This is a genomic window from Aeromicrobium sp. UBA7512, assembly GCF_002476985.1.
Lineage (GTDB): Bacteria > Actinomycetota > Actinomycetes > Propionibacteriales > Nocardioidaceae > Aeromicrobium > Aeromicrobium phoceense.
In genome coordinates, this window is sequence record NZ_DLNK01000007.1 from 793,218 (window position 1) to 811,462 (window position 18,245).

15 protein-coding genes are annotated in these 18,245 nt (G+C 69.2%); 10 read left to right on the forward strand and 5 right to left on the reverse strand.

Annotated elements, in window-relative coordinates:
* Positions 1 to 67 precede the first annotated feature (67 nt).
* The 10 genes from B2363_RS14730 to B2363_RS14775 all read left to right on the forward strand — a co-directional run bounded on the left by B2363_RS14730 (position 68) and on the right by B2363_RS14775 (position 11,581).
* Entirely contained in the window at positions 68 to 1,093 is a 1,026-nt protein-coding gene (locus tag B2363_RS14730) for a heme-binding protein (RefSeq protein WP_286931071.1), read from the forward strand.
* 34 nt (positions 1,094 to 1,127) lie between these two features.
* A complete protein-coding gene (locus tag B2363_RS14735) occupies positions 1,128 to 1,727 on the forward strand; it encodes a hypothetical protein (RefSeq protein WP_286931073.1) in 600 nt (199 codons plus the stop codon).
* Complete coding sequence (locus B2363_RS14740) at positions 1,724 to 2,476, forward strand: hypothetical protein (protein WP_286931075.1); 753 nt, start codon at positions 1,724 to 1,726, stop codon at positions 2,474 to 2,476. Before B2363_RS14735 ends, B2363_RS14740 begins: the two co-directional genes overlap by 4 nt.
* Before the next feature lie 24 nt (positions 2,477 to 2,500).
* Positions 2,501 to 3,493 carry a HEAT repeat domain-containing protein gene (locus tag B2363_RS14745; protein ID WP_286931077.1) on the forward strand — a complete coding sequence of 331 codons (993 nt, stop codon included), beginning with the start codon at positions 2,501 to 2,503 and terminating at the stop codon, positions 3,491 to 3,493.
* A gap of 132 nt (positions 3,494 to 3,625) precedes the next feature.
* Positions 3,626 to 6,130 (forward strand): ATP-dependent Clp protease ATP-binding subunit, encoded by a 2,505-nt coding sequence (locus B2363_RS14750; protein WP_286931078.1) that lies wholly within the window; start codon positions 3,626 to 3,628, stop codon positions 6,128 to 6,130.
* 318 nt (positions 6,131 to 6,448) lie between these two features.
* Positions 6,449 to 7,309, forward strand: coding sequence for an ABC transporter ATP-binding protein (locus tag B2363_RS14755; protein ID WP_181752998.1), 861 nt, complete (start codon positions 6,449 to 6,451; stop codon positions 7,307 to 7,309).
* Entirely contained in the window at positions 7,306 to 8,853 is a 1,548-nt protein-coding gene (locus tag B2363_RS14760) for an ABC transporter substrate-binding protein (RefSeq protein ID WP_286931080.1), read from the forward strand. The genes B2363_RS14755 and B2363_RS14760 overlap by 4 nt, the downstream gene beginning before the upstream one ends.
* A 9-nt stretch (positions 8,854 to 8,862) precedes the next feature.
* The gene (locus B2363_RS14765; protein WP_286931082.1) at positions 8,863 to 9,771 is read left to right on the forward strand and encodes an ABC transporter ATP-binding protein; all 909 of its coding nucleotides are present in this window, start codon (positions 8,863 to 8,865) and stop codon (positions 9,769 to 9,771) included.
* A complete protein-coding gene (locus B2363_RS14770) occupies positions 9,768 to 10,718 on the forward strand; it encodes an ABC transporter permease (RefSeq protein ID WP_181752992.1) in 951 nt (316 codons plus the stop codon). The genes B2363_RS14765 and B2363_RS14770 overlap by 4 nt, the downstream gene beginning before the upstream one ends.
* Positions 10,715 to 11,581: an ABC transporter permease gene (locus B2363_RS14775; protein WP_286931084.1), complete on the forward strand. Its 867-nt coding sequence runs from the start codon at positions 10,715 to 10,717 to the stop codon at positions 11,579 to 11,581. Before B2363_RS14770 ends, B2363_RS14775 begins: the two co-directional genes overlap by 4 nt.
* Before the next feature lie 75 nt (positions 11,582 to 11,656).
* Here B2363_RS14775 and B2363_RS14780 read toward each other — a convergent pair whose 3' ends face one another.
* The 5 genes from B2363_RS14780 to B2363_RS14800 are packed head-to-tail and all read right to left on the reverse strand — an operon-like array spanning position 11,657 to position 18,160.
* Positions 11,657 to 12,475 (reverse strand): enoyl-CoA hydratase-related protein, encoded by an 819-nt coding sequence (locus B2363_RS14780; RefSeq protein ID WP_181752989.1) that lies wholly within the window; start codon positions 12,473 to 12,475, stop codon positions 11,657 to 11,659.
* A 45-nt stretch (positions 12,476 to 12,520) separates the two neighbouring features.
* The gene (locus tag B2363_RS14785) at positions 12,521 to 14,188 is read right to left on the reverse strand and encodes a class I adenylate-forming enzyme family protein (RefSeq protein ID WP_286931085.1); all 1,668 of its coding nucleotides are present in this window, start codon (positions 14,186 to 14,188) and stop codon (positions 12,521 to 12,523) included.
* A gap of 19 nt (positions 14,189 to 14,207) precedes the next feature.
* A complete protein-coding gene (locus B2363_RS14790; RefSeq protein ID WP_286931086.1) occupies positions 14,208 to 15,737 on the reverse strand; it encodes a class I adenylate-forming enzyme family protein in 1,530 nt (509 codons plus the stop codon).
* 47 nt (positions 15,738 to 15,784) lie between these two features.
* Positions 15,785 to 17,020, reverse strand: a complete 1,236-nt coding sequence (locus B2363_RS14795) for an acyl-CoA dehydrogenase family protein (RefSeq protein ID WP_286931087.1) — start codon at positions 17,018 to 17,020, stop codon at positions 15,785 to 15,787.
* 33 nt (positions 17,021 to 17,053) lie between these two features.
* Positions 17,054 to 18,160 (reverse strand): acyl-CoA dehydrogenase family protein, encoded by a 1,107-nt coding sequence (locus B2363_RS14800; protein ID WP_286931088.1) that lies wholly within the window; start codon positions 18,158 to 18,160, stop codon positions 17,054 to 17,056.
* Positions 18,161 to 18,245 lie beyond the last annotated feature (85 nt).

Below are 18,245 nucleotides of genomic sequence, written 5' to 3' on the forward strand. Positions count from 1 at the left end.
ATCAGTCCGCAGGGACGCGCTCGGGGCGTCGGAGGCGGAACCTTCGATACCCCAGAGGTGTCCCCCCATGAGAACCGCTTCCGAACAGCTCGACGCCCTGCGGGGCCAGGTACGCGAGGTCGCCCCGGCGGTCACCGGCGACGAGGACCTCGGTCCCTTCAAGCTGCTGCCCGGCGTCTGGACGAACGAGCCCGACCTCGCCGGCCGCGGCTGGAACATGATCGCGCTGCCCTTCGGTCCGCCCCAGGGCGCGACCTTCCGGCCTGCGTACCGGCTGCTGCTCCACCAGTACAACGAGAAGCTGACCTTCAGCCTCGTCGACAAGGCCGTCCCCAACCGCGGCATCGCCCCGGCCAACGGCGGCGTCACCCCGCACGCCGATCAGCTCCTCGTGGCGCTCGACTACGAGCAGGGCATCAATCAGCTCGTCGGCGAGGACTTCCCCGCCTCGGGCCTGCAGGGCGACCCCGGTGGGGCGATCCACCACGAGCCCGGGCTCTTCCTCAACATGTCCGACCCGTTGAACGAGGACGTCGTCGACATCGCGCGGCTCGCGACCGTCCCGCACGGTGACTCCGTGCTGGGCCTGGGCACGGCGTCGATCTCCGACGGACCGCCGTCGATCCCGCCCATCAACGCCCTGCCGCTCGGCGTCAACCAGGACATCGAGAAGAACCCCTACCTGGCGCCCTACAAGCACTTCCACGACAACCTCTTCCGTGGACTGTTCGACCCGCTCGACTCGACGGCGCTGCTGAAGTCCGCGAACGAGGGCGTCGACATCGTGCGCACGACGAAGCTAGAGTTCGACAGCACCGTCGCCACCGGCGGCATCTCGAACATCCCCTTCATCGTGCGGCAGGCGAACGCCTCGGAGATGAAGTCGACCTTCTGGATCCAGGAGGTCCGGCGCGAGGACGGCACCATCGGCCTGCGCCTGCAGTACGTGCAGGTCGTCCAGCTGGACTTCTTCGACCGCTTCGACGGCGGCCCGGGCCGGATCAAGTGGCCCCACGTCAGCATCAACACGCTCGCGAAGGTCGAGGACTCTCCCGTCCCGTCACCCGCCGGCTACTCGGTGATGCCGAGCTGAAACCACTCCCACCCCTCCTGACAGGACCACCGAGATGACCGACATCCGCTTCGACGGCGACTTCATCCACCTCGAGGGCCTCGTCGTGCGTGCCACGGCGAACGACCTCATGCTCGACGCCACGGCGCGCCGCAGGACCAACACCCCGTTCCGGCGGGCGCTGGTCCACGACTTCGACGACGGCCTGACCCTCAATTGGGACAGCGACTACCCCGGCGGGGTCAGCGTCAACAGCTGCAAGCAGATCCTGGGCTTCAACAACCGGGACTGGCTGATCGTCCGCAGCCGGATCATGCAGCAGTTCGGGACCGACTTCATGCTCGATGGTGGCCCGGACCGGCGCGGGCGACTCTCGACCTCGCTGCGCCGCAACCCCTTCCGGCGCGCCCTGGTGCACGGCCCCGGCGACCAGCTGGTCCTGAACTGGGACCGCGACTACACCGGCGGCGTCGTCGTCAACGGCCGCGTGACCATGCCGGACGGCGCGGTCGTCGCCGGTCAGGACGTGGCCGCGACCCTGACGACCCTCGCCGGCCAGGTGACGTCGCTGACCACGCAGCTCGCCGCGGCCAGGGCGGCGATCGCCGACCTCACGGCCCGCGTGACGGCGCTGGAGTCGGAGGTCACGCCATGAGCGTGCGGTCGGTGCGCCAGGCCATGTCCGCCATGGGCCTCGGTGGCACGGGGAACCTCTCGGTGATGCGCGACGTGCTCGGGTTCTGGCGCGCCACGCCGCCCCCGGACCCCAGCACGGGGTCGCCGGTGCAGGTCACGCTCGGCGAGGCCTTCACCGCCCTCGAGCGCAAGCACGTGCACCTCAACCTGGTCGAGGTCGGCTTCGACGCCGCCGCGGTGACCCTGGCCGAGGCGGACGAGCGCGTGGACTACGCCGTCCACCGGATCCGCCGGATCTACGCGGACGCGTCGCTCGGCCTCGGCCGGGTCCAGTACTTCTGGCTCGACGTGCCCACCGCGAACGGGTACGAGGACCTCGGCAGCGAGTCCGAGGCCGACGACCTGTCCGACGACTGGGGTGTCCCGAACGACGGGATCGACATGTTCCTCGTCGCGAACATCAGCGACGACTTCGTGGGGATCTCCCCGGTGCCCGGTGACTGCACCAAGGGCGGGAAGTCCGACGGCCTCGTCGGCGGCGAGGTCGGGCGCGCGGCGGAGGCCTTCTCCCGCACGGCGGCGCACGAGCTGGGCCACTTCCTCGACCTCTCCCACAACCACGGGGACGACTGCCCGACGGCCACGTCGGCGCGGGAGAACCTCATGGCCCAGACGCGGTGCTCGGTGAGCGTCCGCAGCTCGGTCCTGTTGACCTCGGGCCAGGGCAGCACCGTGCGCGGTCGCTGCCAGACCCGTGCGGGCCAGTGAGCCCCGCACGCGAAAGGACGCATCATGCCTGACACCACCCCCTTCGAACAGCGCGGCGACGACGAGCTCGTCGAGCTCGCGCACCGCTCGCGCGGCGACATCGCGAAGGAGTCCCTCGTCGCCCTCGTACGGCGCGACTCCGACCGGGCCACCCCCGTGGCCGTCGAGCTGCTGACCGCGCACGCCGAGCCACGGGTGAGGTCGCTCGCGGCGGTCACCCTGGGCCGCACGCCGGACCCCGACGCGCCGGCGGCCCTCACCCGGGCCCTCGCCGACGCCGATCCCACCGTCGTGCGGCGGGCCGCGCAGTCGCTCGCCCGCGTGGGCGACGAGTCGGTCCTGCCCGACCTCGCGCGGTCGCAGCCGCCCGAGGCCACGCCGGCCGGGCGCGCCGTGCTGACGGCGCGCCTGCTGATCGGCTACCGCGCCCACCAGTCCGAGCTGCTCGTGCCGGCCACGGCCGAGGTCACCGAGTTCGGCCGGCGCCGGGGCGAGGAGATCGCCTTCGGCGGCCGGGCCAAGGTGGCGAAGGCGACCGTGCTGGCCGCCGTGCGCGCCGAGGTCCCGGCCCTGGCGTTCGCCCCGCGTGAGCTGCTGACGTTCACGTGCTCGGGGGCGGCGGGTGCCGTGGCCCTCGCGGAGGACGTCGGCGAGGCCGACCTGTCGGTGCCGCAGATGCTCGGCGTGATGGTGCGCGAGCGCGTCTGCTCCGAGCGGTACTCGCTCGACTGCTACGTGCTCAGCGACGACCGCGACGCCACCGGCGGCACGCGACCATACCTGTGGCTCGTGCGTCCGAGCGGTCGCGTGATCCACGTGGGCCGTCTGGAGGTGGGCGACGACCGGGCGAGGTTCTCCGTCACCGGCTCGGTGGCGCCCTACGCCAACCCCGTGAAGGTGGTGGGGGAGCGGACCGCGTCGGGCACCCTCACGATCGAGTCGGCGCTCGTGGGCAAACCGGCCACGGGAGCGGCGCGGGCGGCCGCGCCTCCGGCCCGCGAGGCCCTCATGCGGTGAGCCGATTCCGCCGACAGCGAACAGTGGAAGCCGCGCCCGTGCATGACGGTTGAGTTAAGCAACTGGACAGGGCGAGTCGGGTCACCAAGACCCGTCTATGCTGAAAAGACCAGTCCAGCAGAGGGGACCGACATGTTCGAAAGATTCACCGACCGGGCCCGACGAGTCGTGGTGCTTGCGCAGGAGGAAGCGCGCATGCTCAGCCACAACTACATCGGCACCGAACACATCCTGCTGGGCCTCATCCACGAGGGTGAGGGCGTCGCCGCGAAGGCACTGGAAAGCCTTGACATCTCGCTCGAGGCCGTCCGCGGCCAGGTCGAGGACATCATCGGCCAGGGCCAGCAGGCACCCAGCGGGCACATCCCGTTCACCCCGCGCGCCAAGAAGGTGCTCGAGCTGAGCCTGCGCGAGGCGTTGCAGCTGGGACACACCTACATCGGCACCGAGCACATCCTGCTCGGCCTGATCCGCGAGGGCGAGGGCGTCGCCGCCCAGGTCCTCGTGAAGCTGGGCGCCGATCTCAACCGCGTCCGCCAGCAGGTCATCCAGCTGGTGAGCGGCTTCCAGGGCAAGGAGTCCGAGACCACGGGCGCCGGCACCGAGGCTCCCGCCGCCGCGTCCAGCGCCGTGCTGGACCAGTTCGGCCGCAATCTGACCCAGGCCGCCCGCGAGGGCAAGCTCGACCCGGTCATCGGCCGGGCCGACGAGGCCGAGCGCGTCATGCAGACGCTGAGCCGCCGTACGAAGAACAACCCTGTCCTCGTGGGCGAGCCGGGCGTCGGCAAGACCGCCGTCGTCGAGTCGCTGGCGCAGGACATCGTGCGCGGCGACGTGCCCGAGACGCTCAAGGACAAGCAGATCTACACGCTCGACCTCGGCGCGCTCGTGGCGGGCTCCCGCTACCGCGGCGACTTCGAGGAGCGCCTCAAGAAGGTGCTCAAGGAGATCCGCACCCGCGGCGACATCATCTTGTTCATCGACGAGATCCACACCCTGGTGGGTGCGGGTGCCGCCGAGGGCGCGATCGATGCCGCCAGCATCCTCAAGCCGATGCTGGCCCGCGGTGAGCTGCAGACCATCGGCGCCACCACGCTCGACGAGTACCGCAAGCACTTCGAGAAGGACGCGGCGCTCAACCGTCGCTTCCAGCCGGTGCTCGTCAACGAGCCGTCCGTCGCCGACTCGGTCGAGATCCTCAAGGGGCTCCGCGACCGGTACGAGGCGCACCACCGCGTCTCGATCACCGACGACGCGCTCGTGGCCGCCGCCACGATGGCCGACCGCTACGTGAGCGACCGGTTCCTGCCGGACAAGGCGATCGACCTGATCGACGAGGCCGGTGCGCGCCTGCGCATCCGTCGCGCCGCCGCGCCGCCGGAGTTCAAGGAGTTCGACGAGCAGATCGCCGACGTCCGCCGCCGCAAGGAGGGCGCGATCGACGCCCAGGACTTCGAGCTCGCCGCGAGCCTTCGCGACGAGGAGAAGAAGCTCATCGCCGCCAAGCACGAGCGTGAGCGCGCCTGGAAGTCCGGCGACCTCGACCAGGTCGCGGTCGTCGACGAGCACCTCATCGCCGAGGTCCTGGCCAAGGCGACGGGCATCCCGGTCGGTCAGCTCAGCGAAGAGGAGTCCAGCCGACTCCTGCACATGGAGGACGAGCTGCACAAGCGCGTCATCGGTCAGGACGAGGCCATCAAGGCCCTGTCCCGGGCGATCCGTCGTGGCCGTGCCGGCCTGAAGGATCCCCGCCGTCCCGGTGGATCGTTCATCTTCGCCGGGCCCTCGGGCGTCGGCAAGACGTGGCTCTCCAAGGCGCTGGCGAACTTCCTGTTCGGCGACGACGAGGCGCTGATCCAGCTCGACATGAGCGAGTACAGCGAGAAGCACACCGTCTCGCGCCTGTTCGGCTCGCCTCCGGGCTACGTCGGGTACGAGGAGGGTGGCCAGCTCACCGAGAAGGTGCGGCGCAAGCCGTTCAGCGTGGTCCTGTTCGACGAGATCGAGAAGGCCCACCCGGACATCTTCAACTCGCTCCTGCAGATCCTCGAGGAGGGTCACCTCACCGATGGTCAGGGTCGCGTCGTCAACTTCAAGAACGCCGTGATCATCATGACCACCAACCTCGGTGCGCGTGAGATCTCCAAGGGCGTCAACCTGGGCTTCTCCCAGGCCGGCGACGTCGCGGGGACCTACGAGAAGATGAAGGAGCGCGTCGGCACGGAGCTCAAGCAGCACTTCCGTCCAGAGTTCCTGAACCGCGTCGACGAGGTCATCGTGTTCCCGCCGCTGACGCAGGAGGAGATCCTGCGGATGGTCGACATGATGGTCGGTTCCCTGGAGGCCCGTCTGGCCGAGAAGGACATCGACATCGAGCTCACCACCGCGGCGAAGATCAAGCTGTCCGCCTACGGCTTCGACCCCGTGCTCGGTGCGCGGCCGCTGCGTCGCACGGTGCAGCGCGAGGTCGAGGACGTCCTGGCCGAGAAGCTGCTCTACGGAGAGCTCCACGCCGGCCAGATCGTCGTGGTCGACGTCGTGGACGGTGAGTTCACCTTCACCGGCACGTCGAAGGCCGATCTGGAGCTGCCTGAGGTTCCCCCGGCCGTCGAGGCCGGCGCCAGCAGCGACGACTGAGCACCACCAACAGCACCACCACGCAGGGCCCGGGTCATCGACCCGGGCCCTTCGTGCGTCCCGGCGTGCTCTCAATGCCATCCGTGATGAGCCGGTGAGCCGCAGCCGGGCAGGCGAACCGGCGCCCTGACCCGTGGTCGGGCGCGACTGATGCGCGGGCCTCGGTCCACCCGCGATTTCCCCTGTCCTCCCAGCGGATTCGCCATGCCCGAAGGCGCGGCGCAAGGCCGACGAACCGCGATCCCAGAAACCAAGAAATAAACTTGATGTCAGGTTCAATGTGATCTAGCCTACACAAAACCCACCTGGGAGGGATGCATGGAGAACTTGACTCGCGAGGGCCCGACGACGGCCACGAAGCCCGCGCTCTCCGTCGAGGACCTGGTGATCGAGTACCGCCTCGCCCGCGGTGGCGTGGTGCGTGCCGTCGACGGGGTCAGCTTCGACGTCGGCGAGTCCGAGATCGTCGGGATCGTCGGCGAGTCCGGAAGCGGCAAGTCCAGCGTCGGGATGGTCGTGGCCGGCTTCCTCAACGCGACCGACGGCCGTCTGCACTTCGACGGGACGACGACCCAGGAGTGGGGCCAGGTGTCGAACTCGGGCCGCGCCGGGGTCCAGATGATCTTCCAGGACTCCTCGACCGCGGTGAACCCGCGCCGCAGCGTGGGCAGCATCATCGCCGAGGCCATCGCCAAGGGTGGCCGGATCACCAAGAGCCACATCCAACAGAGCGTCGCGTACATCGAGCGCGTCGGCCTCGACCCCGCCCTGGTGAACCGGAAGCCGCGCGAGCTCTCCGGCGGCCAGAAGCAGCGCGTGGCGATCGCCCGTGCGCTGGCCGCACGGCCCGGCCTGCTGGTCTGCGACGAGTCCGTCTCGGCGCTGGACGTGTCCGTCAGGGCGCGCATCCTGAACCTCCTCGTCCAGATCCGCCGGGACGAGGGCATCGCGATCCTGTTCATCTCGCACGATCTCGCCGTCGTGAGCCAGCTGGTCGACCGGGTCGTCGTGATGCAGCAGGGGAAGGTCGTCGAGGTCGGCCCGGTCCGCGACGTCATCGACCGTCCCCAGCACGCCTACACGCAGAAGCTCCTGAACGCCATCCCGCGTCTGGAGCGGACCACCGTCAGCACCCATCCGAATCAGCAGTTCACTTCCATGAAAGAGGAGACCTCGTGAAGCGAATCTTTGGACCAGCGCGATGGGTCGCCATTGCGGCCCTCGTCGGCGTCATGTCGGCCTGTACCGGGTCGGACGGCGGCGCCGAGGGCGATGCGTCGAAGCTCAAGGCCGGATCGCTGCTGCAGCCCAGCAGCCTGGACCCGGTCAACGTCACCGGCGGACACGACATGACCTTCCTGCGGCTGATCTACGACCGTCTCCTCGAGGTCGACGCCGAGACCGGCCAGGTCAAGGAGGGCCTCGCCACCGAGTGGGGCTACTCCGAGGACAAGAAGACGTTCACCCTGAAGCTGCGCGAGGGCGTGAAGTTCTCCGACGGCACGCCGGTGGACGCCGAGGCCGTGAAGGCGAATCTCGACCGCAACTTCAAGCTGACCAAGCTCGGCCTCATCACGTCGGTCGACTCGGTCGAGGTCGTCTCGCCCACCGAGCTGAAGCTCACCCTCGGTGAGGACAGCGCGTGGCTGGCGGAGCAGCTGGCGCACAACTCGGGCTACATGGTGTCCCCGAAGGCCTTCGAGGCCTCGGGCGACGACGTCTCGGGCAACCCCATCGGCTCGGGTCCCTACGTCATCAAGACGAACGTGTCGGGCTCGCAGATCGTGTTCGAGAAGAACGACGACTACTGGAACGACGACCGTGGCTTCTACGAGTCCATCGACCTGAAGTTCTTCAAGACCCCGGTCTCGATGAACCAGGCGCTGCAGTCGGGTCAGATCGACGTGGCGGCCCGGACGGCCCTCACCGACATCGACACCCTGAAGAAGGCCGACGGCATCGAGGTCGAGGTCGACCCGTCGCTGGCGCACTACCACGTGCAGTTCAACATGGCGAGCCCCAAGCTCGAGGACAAGCGCGTCCGCGATGCGTTCAACTTCGCGCTGGACCGCGAGGCGCTGGCCAAGGCCGCCACCGGCGGCTACGGCGAGCCGACGCAGAGCATGTACCCGTCGTCGTCGGAGTACAGCAGCGACGAGACGCAGTCGCTGTACACCTACGACCCGGCCAAGGCCAAGCAGCTGCTGGCCGACGCGGGCTTCGCCGACGGCATCGAGCTCAAGTGCAGCACCTACACCGGTTCGGGCTACGAGACCTCGTCGCCCTACATCCTCGAGCAGCTCGAGGCCGTGGGCATCAAGGTCGACCTGGAGATCAGCGAGCTGACCGAGGTGATGGCCAACTTCTACAAGGGTGGCGACATGGCAGCGGCCGCCAAGGCTCCCGACTGCAACTTCACCAGCTGGCCCAGCCAGCCGACCCCGCGTGACACGTTCAACGCGGAGTACGGCAAGTCGATCTACAACGTCGGTCACGCCGAGGTCGTGCCGTGGGAGATGCTCGCCGACTTCGAGACGACTCTCGATCCCGACGAGCGGGTGACCAAGGCCCAGGCGATCCAGGTCGAGGCCGCGAACAACCCGAACATGGCGAACATGTACACGAAGCCGAAGGCCTACGCGCACCGGACGAACGTCGAGCCGCACGAGCCCAACCTGCTCGAGTTCGACATCGACATGGCCGCGCTGAAGCCGGCCGAGTAAGGAGGGCCCATGCCACATCCCAGTAGTGCAACCCAGGTGTCCGACGACCAGCGTCGCGAGCCGATCCTGTCGGTCCGCCAGCTCGAGGTGGACTTCGGCGGACCCCAGAAGGCAGTCGTCGACGTCTCCTTGGATCTGTTCCCGGGGGAGATTCTGGGAGTGGCTGGACAGTCCGGGAGCGGCAAGAGCCTCACGGCCCTTGCCGCCCTCGGGCTGGCCCCGACGAACGCGCACATCAACGGCTCGATCCGCTTCAAGGGCAAGGAGCTCATCGGCGCGAGCGAGTCCGAGCGGGCGAAGGTCCGCGGCTCCGGGATGACGATGATCTTCCAAGAGACCGTGACAGCCCTCAATCCCGTGGTGCAGATCGAACGACAGATGGAGCTCGCCCTGCGGGCGAACGTCGAGTGCTCGAAGGCCCAGGCCAGGGAGCGCATCGTCGAGGCCCTCAACGACGTCCAGCTCCGTGACGTGGAGCGGGTGCTCCACAGCTACCCGTACGAGCTGTCCGGTGGCATGTGCCAGCGCGTCATGATCGCGATGGCGCTGGTGTGCGGCGCGGACATCCTGTTCGCCGACGAGCCCACCACGGCGCTCGACGTGACGGTCCAGCGCGAGGTCATGGACATCATCCGCAAGGTGACGGACGAGCGGAAGCTGGCCGTCATGCTGATCTCCCACGACATCGGCGTCCTCGACGAGGTGTCCGACCAGCTGGCCGTGATGTACCGCGGGCGGGTCGTGGAGACCGGCCCGTCGTCGGCGGTGATCGCCGACCCCGGGCACCCCTACACGCAGGCGCTCATCAGCAGCATCCCCAGGATCCACGGGGCGCACAACGAGTTCATCGAGATGCCCCAGCTCGACTTCGAGGAGTTCGAGCCGCTCCATCACCCAGCCAGGGAAGGTGTCGCGTGACCCGTCTATTCCTTCGCCGCCTGAGGGTGGTCATCCCGACCCTCCTGCTGATCACGCTGCTGTCGTTCATGCTGCGCGTGATCATCCCCGGTGGTCCGGCCGAGGCCCTGCTGGGCGGCTCGGACAACCCCGACACCATCAAGATGATCAACGAGCGGTACGGCCTCGACCAGCCGCTGTGGCAGCAGTACTTCAGCTGGCTCGGCGGCGTCCTGCAGGGCGACTTCGGCATCTCCTACGCCACCGGCCTCCCGGTCGTGGACGTCCTGGCGCCCCGCATGGTGTCGACGCTGGAGATCGTCGGACTCGGCATGCTCGTCGCGCTCGTCGCCGGTGGTGGCATCGGCATCTTCGCCGCCATCAAGCGCGAGACGAAGCTGGGCCGCACCGTCTTCGCCGTCTCCGGCCTGGGCGTCTCGGTCCCGGTCTTCTGGATCTCCACGATGTGCGTGGGCATCTTCGGCGCCAGCCTGGGCTGGCTGCCGGTCAACGGCTACACGCCGTGGTCGGAGGGCGTGATCCCGCACCTCGAGTCCATCCTCATGCCGGTGCTGCTGATCGCCGTACCGCCCACGGCCTTCACGATCCGCCACGTCCGCAGTGCCATGGTGGCGGCCCTGGACAGCCCGTACATCCGCGCCGCCCGTGCGATGGGCGTCAGCCCGGCACGGATCAACTTCGATCTCGCGCTGCGCAACGCCGTGGGACCGATCATCACGTTCATCCCGTTCCTGGCCTCGACCCTCGTCGGCGAGCTCGTCATCATCGACGTCGTCTTCGTGCTGCCGGGGCTCGGGGCCTCGATCATCGACGCCGTCCACTTCCGTGACTTCGCCGCGCTCCAGGCGATCGTCCTGATGCTGGCGTTCGCGGTCGTGATGCTGTCCCTGATCGCCGATCTGGTGCTGACGGCGATCGATCCCCGTCGCAGGAAGGAGCTCGCATGAGCATCGCCCAGAACCTCGTGCCCGGACGCGCCGGGACCGGCGGCAGGCGCAACAGGTCCGACGTGGTCTTCACCCCGACGGTGATCTTCGCCATCGCGGTGGTCGCCACCCTGATCCTGGTCGGCCTGCTGGCCCCGCTGATCGCTCCGTACGACCCGCTCACGACCGACGCGGACAACACGTTCGCGAACCCGTCGGCGTCGCACTGGCTGGGCACCGACCAGGCCGGACGCGACGTCCTGAGCCGGCTGATGTACGGCGCCGCCGCGGCCTTCCAGGGCACGGCCATCGCCGTCGCGGTCTTCCTCCTCATCGGTGTTCCGTGGGGCCTGGCCGCCGGATACATCGGTGGTCCGCTGGACGAGGTCAGCATGCGGCTCGCGGACGCCATCCTGTCCATCCCGGGCCTGGTGCTGGCCGTCGCGATCACCGGTGTCGTGGGATCTGGGCTCAACATGTCGATGGTGGCGCTCGGGTTCATCTTCGCGCCGAGCATCGCGATGCTGCTGAGGTCGAACATCCTGCCCATCCGGCGGGCGGACTACCTGCTGGTCGCGCGTTCGCTGGGCGTCAGCAACACGCGCGCCGCCATCCGCCACGTGCTGCCGAACGCGTTCGCGCCGGTGCTGGTCCAGGCGTGCAGCCTGGCGAGCATCGCCATGATCGTCCAGGCGGCGCTGGGCTTCCTCGGCCTGGGCGTGAACCCGCCGCACCCGTCCTGGGGCGGGGACCTGGCGGACGCGTACCTGTTCTTCACGCAGGCGCCGTTCGCGACGGTCGTCCCCGGCCTGGTGATCGTGCTGGCGGCCTTCTCCATCAGCCGCATCGGCGACGCGATCCGCGTCGCGCTGCACGTCGGCTGATCCCGCGACGACGACGGGGCCCGGTCCGAGTGGACCGGGCCCCGTCGTCGTGGCGTCACCGAGGTGACGCCACGGTCACTGCTTCGCCGCGAAGGTCGTCGGCGGGACGGCGGAGTGGTCGAGCGGCGCGAACTTGGGCTGGCGGCGCTCCAGGAAGCTCGCCACGCCCTCGGCCAGGTCCGGCCGGGCCGCCGAGGCGCGCATCAGCTCGTCCGAGTGGTCCATGGACTCGATCAGCGGGCGGTCGTAGTGGTTGTACATCTGCCACTTGATGACGGCCATCGCGGTGGGCGACACGTTGTCGGCCAGGTCCCGGGCGTAGGCGTTGGCCCGGTCCAGGACCTCGTCGCGCGGCACGGCGAAGTGGACGACACCGAGTCGCTCGGCCTCGTCCCCCTTGAAGACGCGCGCCGACAGGAGCAGCTCGGAGGCCGTCGCCAGCGACGTCAGGCGGGAGAAGAGCCAGCTGAGGCCGTGCTCCGCGATGAGTCCACGGCGCGCGAACGCCGTGGTGAACTTCGCGTCCTGCGAGGCGATGCGCACGTCGCACATGAGGGCCAGCTGCAGGCCGATGCCGGCGCAGGCTCCGTTGATCGCCGCGATGACCGGCTTGGGGAACCACATCGGGGCCAGCAGCGGGCGGCTGCCGGCGCCGGTGCCGCCGTCCTCCTCCGAGAGGATCTCCATGTCGGCTCCGGCCGAGAAGGCCTTGCCGGCTCCCGTGATGATGACGACGCGCACGTCGTCGTCGTGGGCCATCGTGTCGAAGAGCCCGAACAGCTTGGTCTGGACCTCGCTGTTCCACGCGTTGTAGACGTCGGGTCGATTGAGGGTGATCGTGGCGACCCCGTCCTCGACGTCGACGAGGATCACATCATTGTCCGTTGCTGCCATGGTGTGTCGCTTTCCCTTCCGGGGAGGTGGTGGTGCTGCCGAAAATCAGAGGGTGGACCTGACGCTCTCCCTGACCGAGGTCCGGATGTCGCGCTTGAGGAGCTTGCCCACGGGATTGCGGGGGAGCTCGTCCATGTACTCGATGAGCTCGGGGAGCTTGTAGACCGCCAGGCCCGCGTCGCGCAGGTGGGAGAGGATGTCGGCCAGCGTCGGCGGAGCCGACTCGTCCTGGGGCACGACGACGACGCAGACGCGCTCACCCAGCTCCTCGTCGGGGACGCCGACGGCCGCGCAGTCCGCCACGCCGGGCGCCCCGACGACGAGGTTCTCGACCTCGGCGGCGCTGATGTTGAAGCCGCCGCGGATGATGATGTCCTTCTGCCGGTCGAAGTACGACAGGAACCCGTCTCCCTTGATGAGGAACAGGTCACCGGTACGGAGGTAGCCCTGGTCGTCGAAGGCCCGCTCCGCCAGGTCGGGGCGGTTGAAGTACCCGGGGAAGACGAGCGGTCCGCGGACACGCAGCTCGCCGGTGTCGCCCGCGGTGGTCGTCGCGTGGTCGTTCTCGTCGACGACCCGGTACTGCATGCCGCTGATGCCGGAGGGCCAGGAGTAGCCGGGGAGTCCGTACCAGGGCAGGTGCGTCGACCGCATGTCGGCCGCGGGCACGTCGTCGGGGCCGGCCCACAGGCCGGCACCCTCGTTCATCCCCCAGCCGTTGACGATCTCGACGCCCCACCGCTCCTTGTACCCCTCGATGAGGGAGCCCGAGGGCGGGGAGCCGCCGGTCATGATCGAGTCCACCGAGGTCAGGTCCAGGGCCGAGTCGGGTGCGTTCAGCAGTTGACGCAGGATCGCCGGCGGGAGGATCAGGAACTGGGTCTCGTGGTCGTTGATCTGCTGGATCAGCAGGTCGAGGTCGAGCGGGTGGTGCAGGGCCACCGAACCGGAGAGCTTGAGGTTCACGGTGATCGTCAGGCACACGCCGAGCATGTTCGTGACGGGCGCGGCCGCCACCTGGCGGTGGCTGCCCTCGCGCAGGCTCAGGCTCTTGACCAGCGCCTGGCCGCCGTAGTTCCAGTTGTTGTGGCTGAGCGGGCAGCCCTTCGGCTGGCTCTCGGTGCCCGAGGTCCAGCACAGCGTGAAGATCTCGTAGGGGCTGGGTCGCCGCTCGGCCAGGACGTCGGGCCGGGGCTTCGTCTCCGCCATCGTCATGATGTCCGCGAGGTCGATGAGGTGCTCGATCGTCGAGCCGTCCTGCCAGCCGCGTGCGTCGTCGAGCGGCCGGTGGCTCTTGAACGTCTCGGGGGCGATCAGGAACCGCGAGCCGGTCAGCTCGGCCACGTAGCCGATGTCCTTGGAGCGCCACTGCATCGGCACGGGCGAGATGATCCCGCCGGCGGCGCAGATCGCGAGGTACAGCAGGGGCAGCTCCACGACGTTGGGGGACTGGACGATGACCACGTCGTCCTTCTCCAGGCCCAGGTCGACCAGGCTCGTGGCCACGCCCTCGGCCGCGTCCTTCAGCTGCGACCAGGTGAGAGCCGTGGGGTCCGAGCCGATCAGGTCGCGCCGGTTGGGCGGGTCGGAGTACGCCACCCGGTCGGGGTGGGTGCGGGCCCCGGTGTCCAGATCGTCGAGGAGCGTGTGGTCGGCGGACCACAGCCCGGCAGCGGTGAACTCTTCGATCTGCTCTGGACGATGAAGGATCATGGTTCTCCCTGGCGTGGTTTCAGGTGGTCGGGACCGGCTTCGAGGTCCTGGCGGTGCGGAGGCCTTCGGCGTCGACGACCGACCGGTCGATCTCGCGCTTGAGGATCTTGCCCGTCGAGCCCCTCGGGAGCTCGGTGACGACGTGGTAGATCCGCGGGGTCTTGTAGGCGGCGACCCGCTCGGACATCCAGGCCTGCATTCCGGCGACGTCGAAGTCACGCCCCTCGCGCAGGACGACCACGGCCGCGATCTCCTCGCCGAGACGCTCGTCGGGGACGCCCACGACGGCGGCCTCCAGTACGTCCGGGTGCGAGTAGAGGATCTCCTCGAGCTCCTTGGGATACACGTTGTACCCGCCGCGGATGATCAGGTCCTTGATCCGGTCGACGACCCACAGGTGGCCCTCGTCGTCCATGCGCCCGAGGTCACCGGTGAGGAACCAGTCCTCGTGCCACGCCTTGGCCGTGGCCTCCGGCCGGTTCCAGTAGTTCTTGAAGCACATGTCGGAGCGGACCGCGATCTCGCCGATGCTGCCCGGCGGGAGCTGCCGGTGCTCGGTGTCGAGGATGGCCAGCTCGGCGCCGGGCCAGGCGATGCCGGCGCTCTGGGGCTTGTGCGGGGCGTCGAGGGGCGGGCAGGCGCCCACCCCCGCCGTCTCCGTGAGGCCGTAGCCGGCCAAGACCTCGCAGCCGTAACGGTCCTCGAACCGGCTGGCGACCTCGGTGGGCAGGCCGGCGCCGCCGGAGATGGCGAGCCGCAGCCGCGAGAGGTCGAGCGAGTCGACCTCGGGCCCGACGTTGGACATGGCGTTCCACATCGTCGGAACGCCGGCCAGCAGGGTGACTCCGTGCCGGGCCGCGGTCTCCAGCAGGGCGGCCGCGTCGAACTTCGTCATCAGGGTGACGGGAATGCCCAGCTCGTACGCCGTGCGGATGATCGTCACCTGCCCGAACACGTGGAAGAGCGGCAGCGCGCTGCCGAAGTGGTCGTCGGACGTGAGGCCGAGCGCCTCGCTGATCGACCTGGCGCTTCCCCGGATGCCGTGGTGGGTGAGCTGGGCGCCCTTCGGCTGGCCTGTCGTCCCGGAGGTGTACATGATGCACGCGCCGGCATCCGGCTCGACGGAGCGCGGCAGATCGCTCTCCGCGACCGGCCCGGCCGACTCGTTCAGGTTCCAGACCGGAACTCCCAGCTCCTCGCCGGCCTCCTCGAGGTGGGCCTGCGTGCTGTCGCCGGCCAGGGCGAGGACGGCCCCGGAGTCCTCGAGGAAGTACCGCAGCTCGCCCCGCGTCGATCCGGGATTCACCGTGACCGCGATGGCGCCGATCGCCAGGATCCCGTGGTACGCGAAGACCCACTCGGCCTGGGTGCCGGCGGCGAGCAGGACCCGCTCGCCCGGTGCGACCCCCGCTGCGGCCAGCCGCGCGCCCCAGGCCGCGGACGCGTCCCGCAGGTCGCGGAACGACCACTCGACACCGTCGATGCGCAGGGCGACGGCATCGGGCTGGCTCTGGGCGTTCGTCCAGATCGGCTGGGCTGCGTTCACCATGGGTGGCCTTTCGGGCGTTGAGGCAGGTGGGGGAAGCGGACTGCGGCTCAGCGGCTCCGGTTGGTCTCCACCTTGGGCTCGCGCGGCATGCCCAGGATCTTCTCGGACAGCAGGTTGCGCTGGACCTGGGACGTCCCGGCGAAGATCGTGCTCGCCTTGGCGTTGAGGAAGCCGGTGATCCAGCCCGCGCTGTCGGTCGGTGCCCCCGGGGCGTCCGGGCCGTCGGGGATGGCGGGACGGCGTCCCTCCAGCGTCAGGACGTTCTCGCCGAGGATGTCCATCGACAGCTCGGTCAGGACCCGGTGGTACTCGGACCAGAAGAACTTGTTCATGGCGCCCTCGGGGCCGATGCCCTGACCCGACAGCGACCGGGTCAGCGCCCGGTAGCCCATGAGTCGCATCGCGAGAACGCGCGCCCGGCACCACGCGATGCGCTGGCGGATGCCCTCCTCGTGGTTGCGGCCGTGCTCGCGGGCCAGCTCCTCCAGGCGGTCGAGCTCCTCGGCGAAGCGGATGGCCAGGACCGCGGCAGCGCCACCACGCTCGTGCTCGAGCAGTGCCGTGGCCACGCGCCAGCCGTCGTTGACCGGGCCGATCGTGTTCTCGGCCGAAGTGACGGCGTCGGTGAAGAAGACCTCGTTGAAGTCGGCCTCGCCCGAGATCTGCTTGATCTGGCGGACCTCGACACCGGCCTGGTCCATGGGGCACGCGAGCAGCGTGAGCCCGCGGTGCTTGGCGGCCTCGGAGTCGGTGCGGACGAGGACGAAGATCCAATCGGCCAGGTGCGCGGTCGACGTCCAGATCTTCTGTCCGTTGATGCGCCACTGACCGTCCTCGAGGACGGCGTTCGTGGCAGCGCTCGCGAGGTCGGAGCCCGACTGCGGCTCGGAGTAGCCCTGGCACCACTTGTCCTCACCGCTGAGGATGCGCGGCAGGAACTTCTGCTTCTGCTCCTCGGTGCCGAAGGCGAGCAGGGTGCTGCCGAACATCTGGATGCTGAAGACGTCGCTCATGGCGGCCTGGGGGAGCTTGTGGCGCGTGAGCTCCTCGGTGATGGCCACCTGGTACTCGGCGCTCAGCCCGCGGCCGCCGTACTCCTTCGGCCACGAGATGCCGATGTAGCCGCGCTCGTACAGCTCCTTACGGATGCGCTCGGCGAAGGGGTCGTACTCCTCGCGCGGCAGGGTCCCGGCGCCGGCCCAGTCGGTCGGCACGAGATCGCGCAGCACGACGGCGAATTCCTTCTGGAACGCCTGGACGTCAGGGGAGAAAGTGGGGTTCATGCGGCGTCGTTCCAATCTGTGGTGAGCGTCGGTTCAGACGGCGAGGAGGTCGGCGATGCGGGCGCGGTGGCGGTGCGGCGTGCCGAACAGCGCCGACGACGCCTTGGCGCGGCGGAAGTACAGATGGGCCGAGTGCTCCCAGGTGAAGCCGATGCCGCCGTGGATCTGGATGTTGTTGCCCGCGGCCAGGCTGAACGCGTCGGACGCGGCCTGCTTGGCCATGGAGGCCACGACGCTGGCGTCGGGAGCGCCCTCCTGGATGGCCCAGGCGGCGTACTCGGCCAGGAGGCGAGCCGTCTCGACCTCGACGAGTGCGTCGGCGCACATGTGCTTGATGGCCTGGAAGGAGCCGATCGGCCGGCCGAACTGCGTCCGCTCCAGGCTCCACGACACCGACTGGTCGAGCGCAGCCTTCGCGCCGCCGACCATCTCGGCCGCGAGCGCGGCCGCGGCCTTGTCGTTGACCTCGGCCAGGACCTGTCCCGCGGCGTGCGGGCCCACCACGAGGTCGGCCTTCACGTCGCGCAGCACGAGCCGGCCGATGGGGCGGGTGAGGTCGAGGCTCTCGCGCAGGTCGACCGTGACGCCGGGTGCGTCGGCGGCGACCCGGAACCACGCCGGGCCCTCGGGCAGCGAGGCGATGACGACGAACTCGTCGGCGGCGTCCGCGTCGGTGACGTTGACCTTCAGGCCCGTCAGGCGGTAGTCGTCGCCCACCTCGAACGCCTTCGTGGCGTGTCCGGGTGCGGACCACGTGCCGCCCTCGTCGGCGATGGCGAGGGTGAGGACGCGCGAGCCGTCGGCGATGCCCCGCAGGGACTCCAGGGCATCGTCGCCACCGTGCTCCAGCACCCAGCTGGCGGCGATCGTGGAGAAGTAGGGGCCGGCGTACGAATCGCGGCCCAGCTCCTCGAGGACGATCGACGTCTCGATGAAGCCGGCACCACTGCCGTCGACCGACTCCGGCAGGGCCAGGCCCTGCAGACCCAGCTGCCGGGCCATGGTCGTCCACAGCTCGCGGTCGAACTCGTAGCCGGACTTCAAGAGCTTGTTGCGGGCCTCGCTCCCTGAGCGGCGGGCGAGGAAGTCTTTCACCGAGCTGCGAAGGTCCTCTTGCTCCCTGCTGAAGGAGAACTCCATGTCTGCGCCTTTCAGGTCGGGTCTGTCGGGGTCAGCCGCGACGGGGCGTGCGAAACGGCCCGACGGCGTGATCGAGATCACGTTA